This window comes from Gammaproteobacteria bacterium, from assembly GCA_016195665.1.
Lineage (GTDB): Bacteria > Pseudomonadota > Gammaproteobacteria > SURF-13 > SURF-13 > JACPZD01.
Genome location: JACPZD010000012.1, coordinates 1 through 18,725 on the forward strand (window position 1 = coordinate 1; position 18,725 = coordinate 18,725).

The following is an 18,725-nucleotide window of genomic DNA, read 5'->3' on the forward strand; positions in this document are numbered from 1 at the left end:
ATTGCGCAAGGCCGCCAAACGTACAGTCAGCGATTTGTGGGATGAAATCGGAAAACTCCTTGATGCGTTCTCGCTAGACGAATGCAAAAACTATTTTGCGTCTTCTGGATATGTATGTGCTTAAATCAAAAATGCTCTAGCAGCCTGCTGGTCCCTGACGCGGGTGTAATCAATGCGGATGCCGCCGATCTCCGTATAAATGTGATCCCTGTCCACCACATGCACCACCAGCCCTATACCGCTCTCGCCTATGACGTGGACAGTACTGCCCTCGGTCTTGTAGGTAACCTTGTGCATCTGGCCGTTGAGTTTCATGGTGTCGCGGGTAAATTCCAGACCGGGGGTGATGTCTATGCTGATCCCCATCACATTCACCGGTTTGGTCTCCCACTTTCCCAGAATCGGATTGCCGGAGCAGGCCGTCAACACGGCCAGCAGCACCGCCACCAGTAGCCATCGCAGTTGTCTCATCGCTCCTCCTCGTTACCGGGTAGTTCATCTGCGCCAAAAGGCGGGGGTCAATATCACAAACAAGGTAAACAGCTCCAACCGGCCTAACAGCATGGCCAGCGACAGCAGCCACTTGGCGGCCTCGGGCAGCGCGGCGAAGTTGGCGGCAGGGCCCACCGCGCCGAGGCCGGGGCCGGTGTTGTTGATCGCCGCTGCGGTGGCGCTGAAGGCGGTGACGAGGTCCACACCCATCGCCGAGATACTCAAGGCGATGATGGCGAAGCTTGCAAGATAAGTTGCAAAAAACGCGGACACCGCGGCGATGGTGCGCTCCGGTACGGGTTTACCGGAGAGCTTTAAGGGTACGATGGCATGCGGATGGATCAAGCGCTGGATTTCACACAAGGTCTGTTTGAACAGCAGCACGACGCGCACCACCTTCATGCCGCCCGAGGTGGAGCCCGCCGAGCCGGAAAAAAAGCTGATGATCATGAGCAAGGCGCCCAGCACCGGCGGCCAGGCGCCGAAGTCCGCGCTCATATAGCCGGTGGTGGTGGCCATGGTGACTACTTGAAATACCGCATAGCGGAAGGACTGTAGCAGCGTGGGATAGGTCTCCGTGAGGAACAGGTAAAGTCCGATAAACAAGGTCGCCGCGATGATGATGGCGGAATAAACACGAAACTCGGTGTCTTGCCAATAGCTGCGCAGACTGCGTCCGCGGAATGCCAGAAAATGCAGCGCGAAACTCGTGCCGCCTAAAAACATGAACAGCGTGAGTATCATTTCAATGGCGGGGCTGTTGAAATAAGCTATGCTCGCGTCATGGGTGGAAAAGCCTCCTGTGGAGACCGACGCGAAGCCGTGAAACAGTGCGTCAAACGGCGTCATGCCCGCGGCCCACAAGGCCAGGGCGCAGGCCGCGGTGAGTCCCAGATAGATATACCACAGCGCCTTGGCGGTTTCTTTAATGCGCGGCGTGAGCTTGCTCTCCTTCATCGGCCCCGGCGTTTCGGCTTTATAGAGCTGCATGCCGCCTACGCCCAGCATGGGCAGGATGGCCACTGCCAGAACCACAATGCCCATCCCGCCCATGAACTGCAAGATACCGCGCCATAAATTCATCGAAGGCGCGAGATGATCGAGGCCGGTGAGTACGGTAGAGCCGGAGGTGGTCAGCCCGGACATGGTTTCAAAATAGGCATCCGCCATGAGCGAGGTGGTGCCGACGAATTGGAAAGGCAGCGCGCCGAACAACGCGAGCAGGGTCCAAAACAGGCTCACGATGACAAAGGCATCGCGCGTACGCAGCTCCCTGCCCTGGCGCCTCACTGGCAGCCACAACAGAAAACCCGTCACTAAAGTAATGAGGCAGGCTTTGAGGAACGGCGCAAAACCCCCGTCCTGATCGAACCAGGAAAGCACGATGCAGGGCAGCATGGTAAGGCTGAACAGCATCAGCAACAAACCCATGATGCGTTGAATGACGAGGAATTGCATAACTACAGATGCAAGATACAAGATACAAGATACAAGTTAAACATGATGGCAGCATGATTGTGCTGTTTTTTTTGTATCTTGTATCTTGTATCTTGCATCTGTTTTTCAGATAAACGTCACGCCGACCTGAAACAACCGTTCCACCTCGGCGATCCGGCGCTTGTCCACCAGAAACAGGATGACGTGATCCTCGGCCTCGATCACGGTGTCGTGATGGGCGATAAGCACCTCATCGCCGCGGACGATGGCGCCGATGGTGGCGCCGGCGGGCAGCTTGATGTCTTCGATGGCGCGCCCGATCACCCTGGAGGTGCGGCTGTCGCCGTGCGCCACCGCCTCGATGGCCTCGGCGGCGCCGCGCCGCAGCGAATGCACCACGGCCACGTCGCCGCGCCGGATATGGGCCAACAGGCTGCCGATCATCGCCTGCTGCGGCGAGATGGCGATATCTATGCTGCCGCTCTCCATCAAATCTACATAAGCGGCGCGGTTGATGAGCGCCATCACCTTGCGGCAGCCGAGTTTTTTGGCCAGCATGGCGGAAAGGATATTGTCCTCGTCGTCATTGGTGAGCGCGCAAAAGATGTCGGTGTCCTGAATATTCTCTTCGCTCAATAGGTCTTCATCGGTGGCGTCGCCTTGCAGCACCGTGGCGTTGTGCAGCTCCTCCGCGATCTGGCGGGCGCGCCCCGGATTATGCTCGATGAGCTTGACCTGGTAATCGTCTTCCAGCGCCTTGGCGAGGCGTTTTCCGATGTTGCCGCCGCCCGCTATCATGATACGTTTGTAAGGATTGTCGAGCCTGCGCAGCTCGCTCATCACGGCCCGGCAATTTTTGGTGGCGGCGATGAAAAACACGTCGTCATCCTCTTCAATCACGGTGCCGCCCTGCGGGACGATGGACTGCCCGCGGCGGAAGATCGCCACCACCCGCGTCTCGATACCCGGCATGTGTTCGCGCAGTTCGCGCAGCTCGCGCCCCACCAGCGGCCCGCCATGGTAGGTCTTGACCGCGACCAACTGCACCAGACCGCGGGCAAAATCCAGCACCTGCAAGGCGCCGGGAAATTCGATCAGGCGCTGTACATAATCGGTGACCAGTTGCTCGGGGCTGATGAGCACGTCCACCGGAAAGGCGTCGGGCGAAAATAGCTGCGGATAGTTGAGATATTCAAGAGAACGTACGCGGGCGATCTTGGTCGGGGTATGGAACAGATTATAGGCGACCCGGCAGGCGACCATGTTGGTCTCGTCGCTGTTGGTGACCGCGAGCAGCATGTCCGCATCCTCGGCCCCGGCGCGCGCCAGCACGTCGGGGTGCGAGGCCTGCCCCACCACGGTGCGCAGATCAAAACGCACCTGCAACTCCTGCAGACGGCGCGCATCGGTGTCCACCACCGTGATGTCGTTGGCCTCGCTGCACAGGTTTTCGGCGACCGATGAACCGACCTGACCGGCGCCTAGGATGATGATTTTCATATTGAGGCAGACACAAGATACAAGATACAAGATACAAGGGAAGGGGCGATAGGAGTTGGCATATCGGCGTATTTTATCTTTTCTCTTGTATCTGTTTTATTCCGATTTCTCATGTTTTGCGGCTAGACCCAAGCTGCGCAATTTACGGTACAAATGGGTGCGCTCGATACCCGCGAGCTTTGCGGTTTTACCCACACTGCCGCCGGTCTTGGCCATCAAGTGCTCCAGATAGGCCTTTTCGAACTGGTCGCGGGCCTCGCGCAAGGGCAGGTCGAAGTTCGCTGCGGCCGTCGTGACCGTCTCGCGCGGCGCAGCCCCCAGCGCAGCATCCACCTCCGCGAGACTGATCTCTTCCCCCGAGCCCAGAATCAGCAGCCGCTGCACCAGATTCTTGAGTTCGCGCACATTACCCGGCCAGCCGTAGTTGCGCAAGCGGTTTTGCGCGGCGACGCTGAATTTCCGGTAAGGGAGATTTTCCTGATCAACAATGGCGTTTACATAAAAGTTCAACAAGTCCGGTACGTCTTCGCAGTGATCACGCAACGGCGGAATGGTGAGTGGCACGACATTGAGATGAAAATAGAGGTCCTCGCGGAAACGTCCGGCCTGCACCTCCTCGCGCAGGTCACGATGGGTGGCGGCGATGATGCGCACATTGGTCTGCACCGGCTCGCTGCCGCCCAGGCGCAAAAAGGAATGGGTCTGCAGGGCGCCCAACAGGCGGGCCTGAATCGCCGGATCCATATCGCTCACGTCATCAAGAAACAATGTGCCGCCGTTGGCCTGTTCCAGGCGTCCGAAGTGGATGTGCCCTCCTTCTTCGCTGCCGAACAACTCTGCCGCCGCGTTTTCGCGCGCCAGGGAGGCGACACTCACGTCCACAAACGGCCCGCCGCTGCGCGCGCTCAACGCATGCAGAGTGCGCGCGAAGGTCTCCTTGCCGCTGCCCGGCTCACCGCTGATCAGCACCCAGCTTTCATGCGGCGCAATGCGTTTGATCTGTTCGCGCAATTGCTGGATGGGCGGACTCTTCCCGACGGGTTCGGAGACGGCCTGGACGTGACGGCGCAGTCCGATATTTTCCTTGTGCAGCTTATCCGCCTCCAGGGCGCGCTCCACGGTAAGCAGCAGCTTGGCGAGCGACAAGGGCTTTTCGATGAAGTCATAGGCGCCGAGACGGGTCGCCTCGATGGCCGTCTCCACCGAGCCGTGCCCGGACATCATGATGACCGGCGAGGGCAGCGTACCGCCGTTCGACCACTCCTTGAGCAGCGAGATGCCGTCTATGTCTGGCATCCAGATGTCGAGCAGGGTGAGGTCCGGGCGACGCGCGCGGCGCGCCTGCCGCGCCTCGTTGCCGCCCTCGGCGACCGTGACCTCGTAGCCCTCGTCCTCCAGGATCTCCCTGACCAGGCGCCGGATCTCGGGTTCGTCGTCTACCACCAAAATGTGCGCAGTGCTCATATAGTTACTAAGCTGTTCAGTAAGTAAGATGACATTTCCGCCTCGTTCCCGCCCCCTGTTTAGGGGGCGGGACAGGGTGGGGGTAAGTGAAGGGTTTTTTTACGTTATGCCGCCGTGCCGCTATCACTGACCTGCAACGTAGACAACACCGGAAAACGAATCTTCAGGCACGCTCCGCCCTCCTTGGGATTTTCCGCGGTCAACGTGCCGCCATGCTCCTCGACGATCTTCTTCACGATCGCCAATCCTAGCCCAGTCCCCTTGGGTTTGGTAGTCACGTAGGGCTCGAACAATTGGGCCATGATCTCCTCGGGGATCCCGGGCCCACGATCCTCCACCCACAGCTCGACAAACCGGGTATCGTGATCGAGGACGCTGCGCGTGCCGACGATGATGCGCGAACCGCGCTTGCCGCTCATCGCCTCGAGCGAGTTCTTGATGAGATTATGCAACAATTGGCGTAAGCGTCCGGGGTCGGCCTCAATCAGCGGCAGATCCGGCTCCAGACGCACGTAAAATTGCGCACCCGCCCCTCCGCCGCGATACAGGTCCAGCACCTCGTTGACCAACGGGTTCAACTGCAGCGGCCGCGGCTGCATCTGCGGGTTGCGGGCGTACTCGGCAAACGAGTTGACCATGTCCTTCATCACCTCCACCTGCTGCACGATGGTGTGGGTGGAGCGGTCCAGCACCTCGGCGTCCTTGGCGTCCATGGTCTTGAGGTACTTGTGACGCAGGCGCTCGGCGGAGAGCTGGATCGGCGTCAAGGGGTTCTTGAACTCATGCGCCAGACGGCGCGCCACCTCGCCCCAAGCGGCGTCGCGCTGCGCCTGGATCAGGGCGGTGACGTCATCGAACACCACCAGATAATCCGGCTTCGCTCCGTCGGCGCCCGGCAGCAAGGTGCCGCGGCACATCAACGTCTGCCGCCCGGCGGGCGTCGTCATGACGCACTCTTCGCGCCAGTCCTGTTGAGAGGGCGCGGAAAGATGCCGGCCGATGGCGCCGCCGAATTCCGCTAGGTGCGGGTGTGCGGCGGCGATCTCCTCCCACGTACGGCCCAGCGCCGCGCCGAGGTCGGTGTTCAATAACTGACTCGCCGCGGCGTTCGCGGTGCGCAAGTGCTGCTGCGAATCCAGCGTCAGTACGCCCGAGGAAAGCCGCTCCAGCAGGGCCGTCAGATAGACGCGCTGACTCTCGGCCTGCTGCCGGCTCATGCTCACCGCATCACGCGCCTGCGCGATCTTGCGCGTCATATCGTTGAAGGATTGCACCAGAAAACCCAATTCATCATTGGACGAAACCGGCAGGCGCTTGCCGTAATCGCCGGCGGCCACCGCACGGGTGCCTTCCGCAAGATCGCGGATCGGCGCGACCAGCCGGCGCGTGGAAAAGAAGGCCGCCCACACGGCCGACAACAGGCTGAGCGCCAGCACCAGTGACAAGGTCATCGTGAAGCTGTCCTTGAGCGGCTTGCGCAGGAAGGCGAGCTTTTTATACTGGGCGAAGGCGGACTGCACGCTGTCGGCGAGGCGGCTCTGCCGCTCGGCGATGGGCGCGAGCGCCTGCAGCACCCGCAACTCGGCGTTGGGATGCGTCACCGGGACGCTCACCACCACGCGCACGTGCAGGCCGGCGTCGCGGATCGGGTCCAGCGCCACGTAATTGCGGCCCTGCCGCACCTGCGCCAGTATGTGCTCGGGCGGCAGACTCGGCGTGGCCATGGTCGGATTGACGCTGCTGGAGGCGATGATGCGCCCGTTCTGCGCCAGCAGGGTGAGCTCCTCCGCCGCGCTGCGGCCGCGCAGGTCATTGATGGTCAGCGCCGCGCCGGCGTCGGTCACGTCGGCGAGCTCGTCGGCGAGCAGTTCGGTTTGCCGCAACAGCTCGCGCAACCTTACATCGAGCGCGGCGCGGCTCAAATCCAGCGCGTCGCTCAAGGCCTGCTCGACGCGCACATCGAACCAGCTATCGATGCCGCTGCGCAAAAATCCCACGGAGAAATAAAACACCATCGAGACCGGCGCGACCGACAAGACGACAAACATAATCACGAGCCGCACAGTGAGCCGCGAACCCGCGGCGCCCGCGCGGTATTGCCGCACCAGGCGCGTGAGCTGGATGCCGATCAGCGCCGCGAGGATCACCAGCCCTACGCCGTTCAGTACGAGCAACAGATAATAGATGCGCCCGAATTGCTCGGAGTTCTGCGTGATATCGCTCACCAGATAGAGCGACGCGAACAGCAGGATGAACAGGATCGCCACCCAGGTGAGGCCGAGGCGCGGGCGTCTCAGTGAACTAGCCATAAGTCTGCCTAAGTAAGACTACACTTAACGATACGTCCCCGCCCCCTGTGTAGGGGGGTGAGGCAGCGAGGCTGCCGAACGGGTGCACAGGGATGTGCACCCTGGACTTTTGCGCGGCGCAGGAAGCACAGCGCAAAAGACAGGGTGGAGGTAGATAAAACACGGTCTTTAACTCAGGAGTCACATTATGGGCGATGTAACCTTACTTTGTGACTCCTGAGTTAGCGGCCATGTGTACCACTCGCTTTGGACGCGCCACTGCGGTGACAGATACGCCAGCAGGCGCAAGGGTCCGGGTAGTGACTCGGCATCGAGATTAGCGCGCAGCCGCGCCGTGTAGCGCGTGCCGGGATCGAGCAGGCGTTTGTCGAGCAGCGGCAGATCGCTGATCTCGCCGAGCGCCTCCAGGCCGCCCTGCCGGGTAGGGAAATTGTATTGAATACCGCTGTTGAGGTTTTTCACCAGGTATTGCTGAGTGAGGGCGTGGTACTGCAGCTGGTAGCGCTGCACGAGTGTGGTGAAGGTCTCATCCCACAGCCACTCCCGCGGCCGCAGTATCTCGACGTCCAGCCTGATGATCAACGGCACGCCGCTCTCCAGCGCCTCCAGCACGTCCGGGTTGAAGTGATACGAAATCCGCGCATTAAGCACATAGACCTCTTCTACGAGACGGGTGCCGGCGTGCTCCACCACAAAACGCTCCAGTGGTTTAGGCCCCTCTTCGGCGCCCGCCGCGCCTACACACATCCACCCTAATGCCAATAGCCCCAGCAGGGCATTCTTCAGCACTGCCTTAGGGCATATCCATACATAGTTCCCCTGTGTCCCTTGCGGTGAAAAAGCTTCACCACGGAGGGCGCGGAGGAGAAACAAACCCTTCTTGAGGGTATTCCTCTGCGTCCTCCGCGGTAAATTATTTATGGATAAGTTCTTAGGCCTTACGCAAGCGTGCATAATAAAATCCATCCATCCCCTGTTCCCCTGGCAAGATATAGTCGCCCACCGGCGCCAGCGCCTGCTCATGCCAGGCAAACCGTATTTCATCGGCGCGCGCATCCGGATGGGTTGTAAGAAAATGTAGTATTGGCTGCTCGTTTTCCCGCTTCAGGATTGAACAGGTGACATACAACAGCATACCGCCTGCGCGCAGCAAGGGCCACAGCGCCGTGAGCATCTCTTGCTGCAGGCGGCTCTGTATCCCGATGTCAGCCGGGGTGCGCAGATGTTTGATGTCCGGATGACGGCGGATCACGCCGGCGCCCGAACAGGGCGCATCGAGCAGGATGCGATCAAATAATTTGCCATCCCACCAATCCTGCGGGCGGCTCGCATCGCCCGTCACCAGACGCGCCTGCGATTGTAGGGCCGAATTCATTCGGCCAGGCGCGACCAACCCCAGTCTCGTGAGATTTTCCCGGATACGCGCGCTGCGCCGCTCATCATTGTCCACGGCCACCAGCTCGCCCAGTTCGGGTTGCAGCTCCAGGATGTGACAGGTCTTGCCGCCGGGCGCGGCGCAGGCATCGAGAATGCGTTCTCCCGGCTGGGGGCCGAGCAGCAGCGCCGCCTGCTGGGCCGCGGCGTCCTGTACCGACACCAGACCTTGCTGAAAACCGGGCAGCGCGTCCACACCCACCGGCTCTTCGGGCAACACCGCCTGCGGACTGTGCGGCGAGGCGCCGGCCTTTATACCCGCCGCAGCGAGTTGCTCCAGATAGGCATCCGGCGTGGTGCGCCGGATGTTGACGCGGAGCCACAGCGGCGGCCGTTCGTTATTGGCCTTGACGATGGCGGGCCAGTGTCCGGGCCAGTCGTGCTTCAGCCGCTCCAGCAGCCAGGCCGGGTGGGCATATAGGGCCTCATCCGATAGATCGAGTTCGCCCAGCAGCGCGGCGCTGTTACGAAGAAAGTTGCGCAGCGTCGCATTGATAAGCCCCTTGGCCCACGGCTTTCCCAAGTCCTTGCAGGCCGCAACCGTCTGATCCACGGCCGCATGCGCCGCCACCCGCAGGTAGAGCAGCTGATAGAGGCCCACCAGCAGCAGCGCATGAATCGCCGCGTCTTCGATGGGTTTGTGCAGCACGCGCTCGGCCAGAGCCTCCAGGCGTAACCGCCAGCGCAGCACACCGTAGCAAAGCTCCTGCGCCAGCCCCCGCGGCCCCGCTTCGACTTCAGCCAGCGCCGGCGGCAGCGCCTTATCGAGTGACCGTCCTTGCCCCAACACCTGGACCAGCACCTTGGCGGCAGCCGCGCGTGGATTTATCAATTTTTGTTTAGTACTCAATATGGCGTGCAGGCTTGCGGTTGAAAAAGCTTCACCGCGGAGGGCGCTGAGGAGAAACAAACCCTTCTTGAGGGTATTCCTCTGCGTCCTCTGCGGTAAATTATTTATGGCTAATCTTGGCGTCTTCGCGTTGAGAATTTTCGTCAACCGAATCTACACCCTTCCAGGTGTTGTGCATTGACAAAATCCGCCGCCGTGACAGCTCGCCCGCCCGGAAATTGCATTTCCAAGAGACGCAGCGCGCCTCGCCCCGTTGCGACATCAATGCCGTCCCGGCCGGTGCGCAAAATGTTCCCGGGCTCTGCATCAACCGTTTCATTTAAAGGCTGGGCGAACCAGATGCGCAGGGTGCGGGGTTCGCGGCCGGGGCAGTTCAGCGTGGTCTGCGCCACGGGGCTCGGGTTGAAGGCGCGCACCTTGCGGGCCAGCGCGGCAGCTTCGTCCCGCCAGTCCAGCATGGCTTCTTGTTTAGACAGTTTGGACGCATAGCAGGCCTCGTTCTCATCCTGTGGGCGAGGGGTGATCGCGCCCTCTTGCAGCGGGCCGAGGGTCTCGATCAGCGACTCGGCCCCCAAAGCAGCCAGACGGTCATGCAGGGTTGCGGCGGTATCCGTGGTTAAAATCGGGCACGAACGCTGCGCCAGGATGGCGCCGGTGTCCAGTCCCTCGTCCATCTGCATCAAGGTGATGCCGGTCTGTTCATCGCCCGCCAGGATGGCGCGCTGGATGGGCGCGGCGCCGCGCCAGCGCGGCAGCAGCGAGGCGTGGATATTGACGCAGCCGAGGCGCGGCGCGCTCAGCACCGTGGCAGGCAATAGCAGCCCATAGGCCGCCACCACCATGAGATCGGCGCGCAGCGCCCGCAGCGCCTCTTGCGCCGAGGGCTCCTTGAGGCTATACGATTGAAACACGGGAATATGATGGCCCAACGCAAGCTGTTTGACCGGGCTCGCCCGCAGCGTGCGTCCGCGCCCGGCGGGCCGGTCCGGCTGGGTATATACCGCACAGACCTCGTGCGCCGAATCCAGCAGGGCCTGCAATGCCGCCACCGCGAATTTAGGGGTGCCGGCAAAGATGATTTTAAGAGGCCTCACAGGGTGTGGCGCGATACCCTACCCATAAAAATCTGCGGCCGAGGCCGCGCTGACTCCCTTCTCCCGCTGGGAGAAGGTGGCCCGAAGGGCCGGATGAGAGAGGTCGGCTCGTTCATAGACTCAAGCGGCGACGGTGGGAGTCGGACGACCTCTCCATTTTCTCCTGCTTCTCCAGACGCTTGCGGAGGCGCTGCTTTTTAAGGGCGGAGAGATAATCCACGAATAACTTACCGTCGAGGTGATCCAGCTCATGCTGGATGCAGGCCGCGAGCAAGCCCTCCGCCTCCATCTCGAACGGCCGCCCGTCCCGCCCCAGAGTGCGCACCTCGACCTTGCTGGCGCGTTCGACGACCTCGAACTCATCAGGTACCGACAGACAACCTTCTTCCGAGCTGATCTCGCCTGCGCGGGCCAGGATCTCGGGATTGATGAGACACAGCGGCTGATTGCGCTCCAGGGAAATATCTATCACCACCACGCGCTTGCTCACGTTGATCTGCGGCGCGGCGAGGCCGATCCCCGGCGCGGCGTACATGGTCTCGAACATGTCGTCCACCAGTTTGCGCAGGGCGTCGTCCACCGCGGCCACCGGCGCAGCCTTAATGCGCAGGCGCGGATCCGGGAAATGCAGTATCGGAAGCAAAGCCATAAGATCTCGATTGGACAGTAGTCGTGACAACGTTTAATCTGGTACATTGTAAAGGATATATGGGCGGCTCGCCACCCTCCGCATAGGGGTGACGGCCAGCAACGTTAGCTAAAAAGGGGGCACCCGTGACGATGACAAAATGGTTCGGTCTCATGCTCGTGCTGAGCATTACCAGTGTTGCCGCAGCGCCTGTCGAACTCAATCCCAAACACCCCGACAGTTACACCGTGGTCAAAGGCGACACGCTGTGGGACATCGCGGGACGTTTTCTCGCCAAGCCCTGGCGCTGGCCGGAGATCTGGAAGGCCAATCCCGGCATCAAGAACCCCCATTTGATCTATCCCGGCGATGTCGTCGTGCTCACTTACCAGGACGGCGCGCCGCGACTCGGCCTACAACGCGGCTCGCTCCGCGGCAGCACCGTAAAGCTTTCGCCGCGCACCCGCGTCACCGCTCTGGAACGCCCTATTCCCACCATCCCCTATGAGGCCATCGCCCCGTTTCTGACCAAGCCGCGAGTCGTCACGCAGGAGGAGATGGGGGCCGCCCCCTACGTCGTCGCCAGCGCCGGCGAACACCTGGCCAGCGGCACGGGAGATCGCGTCTATGTACGCGGGTTGAAGGAAAATCCTGACGTACAGGGACGTACTAATGTCGCGGGAGGCAGGATGCCGGGAGCGACGGCTGGCCGCTATCATATCCTGCGCCTCGGCCAGCCCTACCGCAAGCCGCCCCCCGTGAAGCTGGAAGAAGAACCGCCGATTATGGACCCGACCCAGGTCCATAAAGAGGAACAGCCCAAAAAAGAGGACGAGATCCTCGGTTACGAGGCCCTTTACGTCGGCGAGGCCACAGTAGAGAAGTGGGGTGATCCGGTCACTACGCTGAGCCTGGTGCGCGCCGAGCGCGAGACCGTCATCGGCGACCGCTTGCTGCCCATCACGGGCGAGCGCTACGAACAAAACTTTTTCCCCCACCCCCCCAAAAACACCGTCGAGGGCAACATCATCTCAATCTTTGAGGGTGTTAGAAGCCTCGGCCGCTACCAGGTCGTCGCGCTCGATCTCGGCGCCGAACAAGGCATGGAACAGGGCACCGTGCTCGCCGTCTATCAACGCGGACAGGCCGTGCGCGACATCGTGAGCCCGCCGTCGGATGACACCGTTCAATTACCCGACGAACAGGCCGGCGTCCTCATCGTGTTCCGCACCTACGACCGGATCAGCTACGCCCTGGTGATGGAGGCGACCGGGCCGCTGCGGCTCAATGACGTGGTGAGAAATCCCTGAGGGGCTAGTGAGGGGCAAAAACAGTGAGGGGTGAGGAGTGAGGCGTAAAACCGATTTCCCCTCACGCCTCACCCCTCACGCCTCACTTGTCGGTTACGCCCTTTGCCGTTATGAAAAGCCCAGCCGCCGCCGAACACGAGATCGCCTGGCTGGCGGAGCCCAACCATCACCTTATCACCCTCTCTGACCCACGCTATCCCCCACTGCTGCGCGAGATCGCCGACCCGCCCGCCGTGCTTTACGTGATTGGCGACCCTGATCTCCTGTCGGCTACCCAACTGGGCATCGTCGGCAGCCGCAACCCGACGCCGGGCGGCAGCGAGACCGCGCATGCCTTTGCCAGCTACCTCACCCAGTCGGGGCTGACCATCACCAGCGGGCTTGCATTGGGCGTAGACGCCGCCGCGCATCGCGGGGCGCTGGCGGCAGGGGGTAAGACGATCGCCGTCGCCGGGACGGGGCTCGATCGCGTCTACCCGGCGCGGCACCGCGAACTCGCCCATGAGATCGCCGGACAGGGGGCGCTGATCTCGGAATTTCCGCTCGGCACACCCGCCCTGCCTTCAAATTTCCCGCGCCGCAACCGCATCATCAGCGGCCTCAGTCTGGGTGTGCTGGTCGTCGAAGCGGCACTGCAAAGCGGTTCGCTCATCACCGCGCGGCTCGCCGCCGAGCAGGGCCGTGAGGTATTCGCCATCCCCGGCTCCATCCATAACCCCCTGGCGCGCGGCTGCCATGCACTGATCCGGCAGGGGGCCAAGCTCGTCGAAACGGCGGCCGACATACTGGAAGAGCTGGGTCCTATAGCCCGGGTCACCGCTGCCGTACAGGGAAGCACTAACGTCGCGGGAGGCAAGACGCCGGAAGCGACCCCGGCGCACCAAACTGACGGCGCAGGGAACATAGCGACCGGGCTGGGTGTCGAAGCTACGACACTGCTCGACTGCCTGGGTTTTGACCCAACCCCTGTGGACAGTCTGATTGAACGCAGTGGATTGACGCCGGAGGCGGTTTCCTCCATGCTTCTGGTACTGGAATTGCAAGGCCATGTGGTATCGGCGCCCGGCGGACACTATACCCGCGTGACTAAGAGGGTTTGACATGAAGGAAAATGTACTTGATGTACTGATGTACCTCTTCGAGAACTATATGGATGAAGAGGTCGAGGTCGACTCCGATCAAGAGACCCTTATGGCGGAACTGCTGGAGGCGGGTTTCCCGCGCAGCGAGATCAGCAAGGCCTTTGCGTGGATGGATGGGCTGGCCGCGTTAAGACAGCATCATCCGGCCGAGACCTTTTCGAACAGCCAGTCCATCCGCATTTACACCGAACGCGAACAGGGCAAACTGGGCACCGAGCTGCGCGGCTTCCTGCAATTTTTGGAGGAGGTCGGTGTGCTCGACCAGCGTAACCGCGAACTGGTGATAGACCGCGTGATGGCGCTGGAGACCGAAGAGATTGATCTCGATCAGGTCAAGTGGGTGGTATTGATGGTACTGTTCAACCAGCCGGGCCAGGAGGCAGCCGTCGCCTGGATGGAAGACCTGGTCTATGAAGAAATGACCGGTACGATGCATTAATCGACTCCGGCGACATATAAAAATCCACGCAATTTTTTTACCAAGCCCGCGCGAGCGGGCTTTGCTTTATAAAGGCAGATACAAGATACAAGATACAAGATACAAGATACAAGATACAAGAGAAAAGATACAAGAAAACAGGGTTCCCCTTTCCCCCTTTTCTCCTTTCTCTTGCCTCTTTTCTCTGAATATATGAACTATCTCGTCATCGTTGAATCGCCCGCCAAGGCGAAGACCATAAAAAAATATCTGGGCAAGGGCTTTGAGGTCCTCGCCTCGTATGGTCATGTGCGCGATCTGCTGCCCAAGGAAGGCGCGGTGGACCCCGACCACGACTTCACGATGAAATACCAGCTCATCGAAAAAAATGAAAAGCATGTAGACGCCATCGCCAAGGCCGTGAAAAAGGCCGACGCGCTGTATCTCGCCACCGACCCGGATCGCGAAGGCGAGGCCATTTCCTGGCATCTGTACGAAATCCTCAAGGAAAAGAAATTGCTCAAGGGCAAGGACGTCAAGCGCGTGGTGTTTTACGAGATCACCAAGCGCGCGGTGAACGAGGCGGTCGAGCATCCGCGCGAATTATCCACCGAATTGGTCAACGCCCAGCAGGCGCGGCGCGCGCTGGATTACCTGGTGGGCTTCAACCTCTCGCCGCTGTTGTGGAAAAAGATCCGGCGCGGACTCTCCGCCGGCCGCGTACAGAGCCCGGCTCTGCGCATGATTGTCGAGCGCGAACAGGAGATCGAAAAATTCATTCCCCGTGAATACTGGACGATCGAGGCACAGGCGGCATGTAAGGCTCAGAACTTCAGCGCCAAGCTCATCGAATATCAGGGCAAGAAGATCACCCAGTTCAGCATCACCGACACCGCACGTGCCCACGAGGTGCAGGCCGAGCTGCTTACGTCCGCAGCGGGTAAACTGGTGGTCGGCAAGGTGGACAAGAAACAGCGCAAGCGCAACCCGGCGGCGCCCTTCACTACTTCCACCTTGCAGCAAGAGGCCGCGCGCAAGCTCGGTTTCACCGCGCAACGCACCATGCGTGCCGCGCAGCAATTGTACGAAGGTATTGATGTCGGCGGCGGCAGCGTCGGTCTCATCAGCTATATGCGCACCGATTCGGTGAATCTCGCGCAGGAGGCGCTCGATGAAATCCGCGCGCTCATCGCAACCCGCTACGGCAGCAACAACGTCCCCGCGCAACCGCAGTTCTACAAGAACAAATCCAAGAACGCCCAGGAGGCCCACGAGGCGATCCGCCCGACCTCGGCGGAACGGGTGCCCGAGACGATCAAGGAATACCTCAGCGCGGATCAGCTCAAACTCTATCAACTCATCTGGAAGCGCACCGTCGCCTCCCAGATGATACACGCCACCATAGACACCGTGGCGGTGGATCTGCGCGCCGGAAATGCCGGGCTGTTCCGGGCCAATGGCTCGATCGTGGTGGACCCCGGCTTTATGACGGTCTACCAGGAAGGGCTGGACGAGGGCAAGAACGAAGACGAAGACCGCCTGCTGCCGCTGATGCTGGTGGGCGAGGCCGTGGACCTGCTCGGCATCCGCCCCGAACAACACTTCACCGAACCGCCGCCGCGTTTCACCGAAGCCAGCCTGGTGAAGACGCTGGAAGAATACGGCATCGGCCGTCCCTCGACGTACGCCAGCATCATCTCCACGCTACAGGCGCGCGAATACGTAGTGCTGGACAAGCGCCAGTTTGCCCCCACCGATGTCGGCCGTGTGGTCAACAAGCTCTTGACTGAGCACTTCGCAAAATACGTGGATTACGACTTCACCGCGAAGCTGGAAGATGATCTCGACGCCGTGGCGCGCGGCGAGAAGGAATGGATACCGCTCATGAAGGATTTCTGGAAACCCTTCAAGGAGCAAGTGGATCTCAAAGAGGAAACCGTCACGCGCAAGGATGTCACCCAAGAAGCGATGGATGAGATGTGCCCCAAGTGCGGCAAACCGTTATCCATCCGTCTCGGCCGGCGCGGAAAATTCATCGGCTGTACCGCTTATCCCGAATGCGATTACACGCGCAATCTGGATGACAAGCCCGGCCTCGTCGAACCCGAGATCGTGGCGGACCGCACCTGCCCGGCATGCCAGTCGCCCCTGGTCATCAAGCAGGGCCGCTACGGCAAGTTCATCGGCTGCACCAACTACCCGAACTGCAAACACATCGAACCGCTGGAAAAACCCGCGGACACCGGTGTCGAGTGTCCCCAATGCCATCAAGGCACACTGCTCAAACGCAAGTCACGCTACGGCAAGATTTTCTACTCCTGCTCGACCTATCCCGCCTGCACCTACGCGGTGTGGAACGAACCCGTCCCCGGCCCCTGCCCCAAGTGCCAGTGGCCGATCTTGACGATCAAGACCACCAAACGCCGCGGCGCCGAAAAAGTTTGTCCGCAGAAAGAATGCGGCTACGCCGAACCGTACGAAGTAAGGGCCGCAGCTGCCGTTGAAGCGTAAGGCCGAATTCATTCGGCCTACCCCGCGCGTTAAGAGCTTATCTATAAAATAATTTACCGCAGAGGACGCAGAGGAATACGATCAAAAGACAGTTTGATTCTCCTCCGCATTCTCTGCGGTGAAGCCTTTCACCGCAAGGGACCGGGGGAGGGACTATTACGGATATGCTCTAAGTAGCCCGCATCGCCTCATCCACCGCCCCGCGCGTGAGATGCGGCGCAAACAATTCGATGAAGGCATACAGATAGCCCCGCAGATACGTGCCGCGGCGCACCGCTATGTTCGTGGTGCTGGTCTCGAACAGATGCGCGGCGTCCAGCATACGCAGATTTTTATCGCGCTCCGGTTCAAAAGCCATTTTGGCGAGCAGGCCCACGCCCAGCCCCACCTCCACATAGGTCTTGATGACATCCGAGTCGAGCGCGGTGAGCACCACGTTGGGTTTCAAGCCGCGCGCCTCGAAGGCCTTGTTGATGAGCGAGCGGCCGGCGAAGGCAAAGTCGTAGGTCACGATGGGATAACGCGCCAGGGCCTCCAGAGTGAGCGGCTTCTCCTGTAAAATGGGATGATGGGGCGGCGCGACTACGCAACGGTTCCACTGATAGCAGGGCATCACCACCAACTCATGATGCGAGGCTAAGGCTTCGGTGGCGATGCCGACATCCGCCAAGCCGGACTCGACCATCTCGGCGGTCTGGGTGGGGTTGCCCTGGTGGATGTGCAGATTGACCTGCGGATAGCGCTCGGTGAAGGCCTTGATGACCTTGGGCAGCACATATCGCGCCTGGGTATGGGTGGTGGCGATGGATAGGCTGCCGCCTTCCTCGTTGGTGAACTCGGTGCCGATCTGCTTGATGTTTTGCAGGTCGCGCAGCACCTCTTTGGCCTGCGTGAGGATAATACGCCCCGGCGGGGTGATAGCGGTCAGCCGTTTGCCGCTGCGCTCGAAGATGCGTACTCCCAGCTCCTCTTCCAGGAGATGAATCTGTTTGCTCACACCCGGTTGGGAGGTGTGCAGGCTCTCGGCGGCCAGGGAAATATTCAGGCCCTGGCGCTCGACCTCGCAAATGTAACGCAGTTGTTGTAGGTTCATGGGTTAAATATCAATCCCCGCGGCTTTGCCGCGGGCACCTAAGCAATGGGGTTTCCAAAGGGGAGAGGCGCTAGCTCTCTCCTTTGGTCGCCCGCGCGGATTCAATCCGCGCGGTGCGAAATCATATTGACTTATAACCAAATACTATATATTTATACTATCATATTCTTTATTGAGTATATAAATTCTGCTATAGTTTGCCCCTACTTTCCACAGTTATAGGGCTTACTTTGAGGCGCCGTGGGGGATTATATGGATTGGGCCTATACCGTATCAGGTTTTGCAGTCGGCATGTTGGTCGGCCTCACGGGCGTGGGCGGCGGCTCGCTCATGACGCCGCTGCTGATCCTGTTCGGCATCCCGCCGGTCAAGGCGGTGGGCACGGATCTCTTGTTCGCCTGCATCACCAAGGTGGGTGGGGTCTGGGTGCACGGCCGGCGCGGCACGATAGACTGGAGGATCGTCGGCCTGCTTGCGGCGGGCAGTTTGCCTGCATCGCTGTTGACCCTCTGGCTGCTGCAATACTTAAGTGCACAAGGCTGGAAGGTGGACGTGCTGATTGTGCCGCTCATTGGCGTGGCCGTGATCCTGACCGCGTTCGCGTTGATCTTTAAGGCGCAACTGCAACGCCACCCGTGGTTCAAGTCGCCGACCGCCGGTGCGAGCCTCTCCGCGTCTACGGTGGTGACGGGTGCGGTGCTGGGCACGCTCGTCACGCTCACCTCTATCGGCGCGGGAGCGATAGGCGTGGTGGCGTTATTTTTGTTGTATCCGCTGATACACACCACCAAAATCGTCGGTTCGGACATCGCCCACGCCGTGCCGCTCACCCTGGTGGCGGGCTTGGGGCACCTCGGCATGGGCAACGTGGACTTCGTGCTGCTGGGAAGTCTATTGCTGGGCTCGCTGCCGGGCATTTATCTGGGCAGTCACATGAGCGTCAACATCCCGGAGAAGGTGTTGCGCATCGCGCTCGCCAGCATGTTGATGCTGGTCGGATTTAGGTTGATCGCGCATTAAGTTTGCGCGTTTAAGGAGAAAGT

The 18,725-nt window shown here is 60.6% G+C and carries 15 protein-coding genes; 5 read left to right on the forward strand and 10 right to left on the reverse strand.

Going from position 1 to position 18,725, the window contains the following annotated elements:
- Positions 1–120: 120 nt before the first annotated feature.
- The 9 genes from HY028_04145 to HY028_04185 all read right to left on the reverse strand — a co-directional run bounded on the left by HY028_04145 (position 121) and on the right by HY028_04185 (position 11,229).
- On the reverse strand, positions 121–471 hold the full coding sequence (locus HY028_04145) for a hypothetical protein (protein ID MBI3344041.1): 351 nt from the start codon (positions 469–471) through the stop codon (positions 121–123).
- A 24-nt stretch (positions 472–495) separates the two neighbouring features.
- Entirely contained in the window at positions 496–1,950 is a 1,455-nt protein-coding gene (locus HY028_04150) for a potassium transporter (GenBank protein MBI3344042.1), read from the reverse strand.
- A 105-nt stretch (positions 1,951–2,055) separates the two neighbouring features.
- Entirely contained in the window at positions 2,056–3,429 is a 1,374-nt protein-coding gene (trkA, locus tag HY028_04155; protein ID MBI3344043.1) for a Trk system potassium transporter TrkA, read from the reverse strand.
- Between the two features lie 96 nt (positions 3,430–3,525).
- The gene (locus HY028_04160; GenBank protein MBI3344044.1) at positions 3,526–4,893 is read right to left on the reverse strand and encodes a sigma-54-dependent Fis family transcriptional regulator; all 1,368 of its coding nucleotides are present in this window, start codon (positions 4,891–4,893) and stop codon (positions 3,526–3,528) included.
- Positions 4,894–4,997: 104 nt separating this feature from the next.
- Complete coding sequence (locus HY028_04165; GenBank protein ID MBI3344045.1) at positions 4,998–7,202, reverse strand: HAMP domain-containing protein; 2,205 nt, start codon at positions 7,200–7,202, stop codon at positions 4,998–5,000.
- Positions 7,203–7,382: 180 nt separating this feature from the next.
- Positions 7,383–7,991, reverse strand: a complete 609-nt coding sequence (locus HY028_04170) for a DUF4390 domain-containing protein (GenBank protein MBI3344046.1) — start codon at positions 7,989–7,991, stop codon at positions 7,383–7,385.
- Positions 7,992–8,133: 142 nt separating this feature from the next.
- Positions 8,134–9,465: a 16S rRNA (cytosine(967)-C(5))-methyltransferase RsmB gene (gene rsmB, locus HY028_04175; GenBank protein ID MBI3344047.1), complete on the reverse strand. Its 1,332-nt coding sequence runs from the start codon at positions 9,463–9,465 to the stop codon at positions 8,134–8,136.
- 164 nt (positions 9,466–9,629) lie between these two features.
- Positions 9,630–10,580, reverse strand: a complete 951-nt coding sequence (locus HY028_04180; GenBank protein MBI3344048.1) for a methionyl-tRNA formyltransferase — start codon at positions 10,578–10,580, stop codon at positions 9,630–9,632.
- Positions 10,581–10,692: 112 nt separating this feature from the next.
- Positions 10,693–11,229: a peptide deformylase gene (locus HY028_04185; GenBank protein ID MBI3344049.1), complete on the reverse strand. Its 537-nt coding sequence runs from the start codon at positions 11,227–11,229 to the stop codon at positions 10,693–10,695.
- A 131-nt stretch (positions 11,230–11,360) separates the two neighbouring features.
- On the opposite strand from HY028_04185, the gene HY028_04190 reads away from it, so the two are divergent.
- The 4 genes from HY028_04190 (at position 11,361) to topA (ending at position 16,589) form a co-directional block, all read left to right on the forward strand.
- The gene (locus HY028_04190) at positions 11,361–12,518 is read left to right on the forward strand and encodes a LysM peptidoglycan-binding domain-containing protein (GenBank protein ID MBI3344050.1); all 1,158 of its coding nucleotides are present in this window, start codon (positions 11,361–11,363) and stop codon (positions 12,516–12,518) included.
- Between the two features lie 110 nt (positions 12,519–12,628).
- Complete coding sequence (dprA, locus tag HY028_04195; protein ID MBI3344051.1) at positions 12,629–13,618, forward strand: DNA-protecting protein DprA; 990 nt, start codon at positions 12,629–12,631, stop codon at positions 13,616–13,618.
- Position 13,619: 1 nt separating this feature from the next.
- Positions 13,620–14,099, forward strand: coding sequence for a DUF494 domain-containing protein (locus HY028_04200; GenBank protein MBI3344052.1), 480 nt, complete (start codon positions 13,620–13,622; stop codon positions 14,097–14,099).
- Between the two features lie 192 nt (positions 14,100–14,291).
- The gene (gene topA, locus HY028_04205) at positions 14,292–16,589 is read left to right on the forward strand and encodes a type I DNA topoisomerase (GenBank protein MBI3344053.1); all 2,298 of its coding nucleotides are present in this window, start codon (positions 14,292–14,294) and stop codon (positions 16,587–16,589) included.
- A 169-nt stretch (positions 16,590–16,758) separates the two neighbouring features.
- On the opposite strand, the gene cysB is transcribed toward topA, so the two are convergent.
- On the reverse strand, positions 16,759–17,682 hold the full coding sequence (cysB, locus tag HY028_04210) for an HTH-type transcriptional regulator CysB (protein ID MBI3344054.1): 924 nt from the start codon (positions 17,680–17,682) through the stop codon (positions 16,759–16,761).
- Positions 17,683–17,934: 252 nt separating this feature from the next.
- Between cysB and HY028_04215 the strand changes: the two genes are divergently transcribed.
- Complete coding sequence (locus tag HY028_04215; protein MBI3344055.1) at positions 17,935–18,702, forward strand: sulfite exporter TauE/SafE family protein; 768 nt, start codon at positions 17,935–17,937, stop codon at positions 18,700–18,702.
- Positions 18,703–18,725: the final 23 nt, after the last annotated feature.

What these genes read in the sequence shown, in the direction of transcription:
- HY028_04145 (MBI3344041.1), bottom strand. Translation starts at nt 471, where the DNA reads ATGAGACAACTGCGATGGCTACTGGTGGCGGTGCTGCTGGCCGTGTTG.
- HY028_04150 (MBI3344042.1), bottom strand. Translation starts at nt 1,950, where the DNA reads ATGCAATTCCTCGTCATTCAACGCATCATGGGTTTGTTGCTGATGCTG.
- trkA (MBI3344043.1), bottom strand. Translation starts at nt 3,429, where the DNA reads ATGAAAATCATCATCCTAGGCGCCGGTCAGGTCGGTTCATCGGTCGCC.
- HY028_04160 (MBI3344044.1), bottom strand. Translation starts at nt 4,893, where the DNA reads ATGAGCACTGCGCACATTTTGGTGGTAGACGACGAACCCGAGATCCGG.
- HY028_04165 (MBI3344045.1), bottom strand. Translation starts at nt 7,202, where the DNA reads ATGGCTAGTTCACTGAGACGCCCGCGCCTCGGCCTCACCTGGGTGGCG.
- HY028_04185 (MBI3344049.1), bottom strand. Translation starts at nt 11,229, where the DNA reads ATGGCTTTGCTTCCGATACTGCATTTCCCGGATCCGCGCCTGCGCATT.
- HY028_04190 (MBI3344050.1), top strand. Translation starts at nt 11,361, where the DNA reads ATGACAAAATGGTTCGGTCTCATGCTCGTGCTGAGCATTACCAGTGTT.
- dprA (MBI3344051.1), top strand. Translation starts at nt 12,629, where the DNA reads ATGAAAAGCCCAGCCGCCGCCGAACACGAGATCGCCTGGCTGGCGGAG.
- HY028_04200 (MBI3344052.1), top strand. Translation starts at nt 13,620, where the DNA reads ATGAAGGAAAATGTACTTGATGTACTGATGTACCTCTTCGAGAACTAT.
- topA (MBI3344053.1), top strand. Translation starts at nt 14,292, where the DNA reads ATGAACTATCTCGTCATCGTTGAATCGCCCGCCAAGGCGAAGACCATA.
- cysB (MBI3344054.1), bottom strand. Translation starts at nt 17,682, where the DNA reads ATGAACCTACAACAACTGCGTTACATTTGCGAGGTCGAGCGCCAGGGC.
- HY028_04215 (MBI3344055.1), top strand. Translation starts at nt 17,935, where the DNA reads ATGGATTGGGCCTATACCGTATCAGGTTTTGCAGTCGGCATGTTGGTC.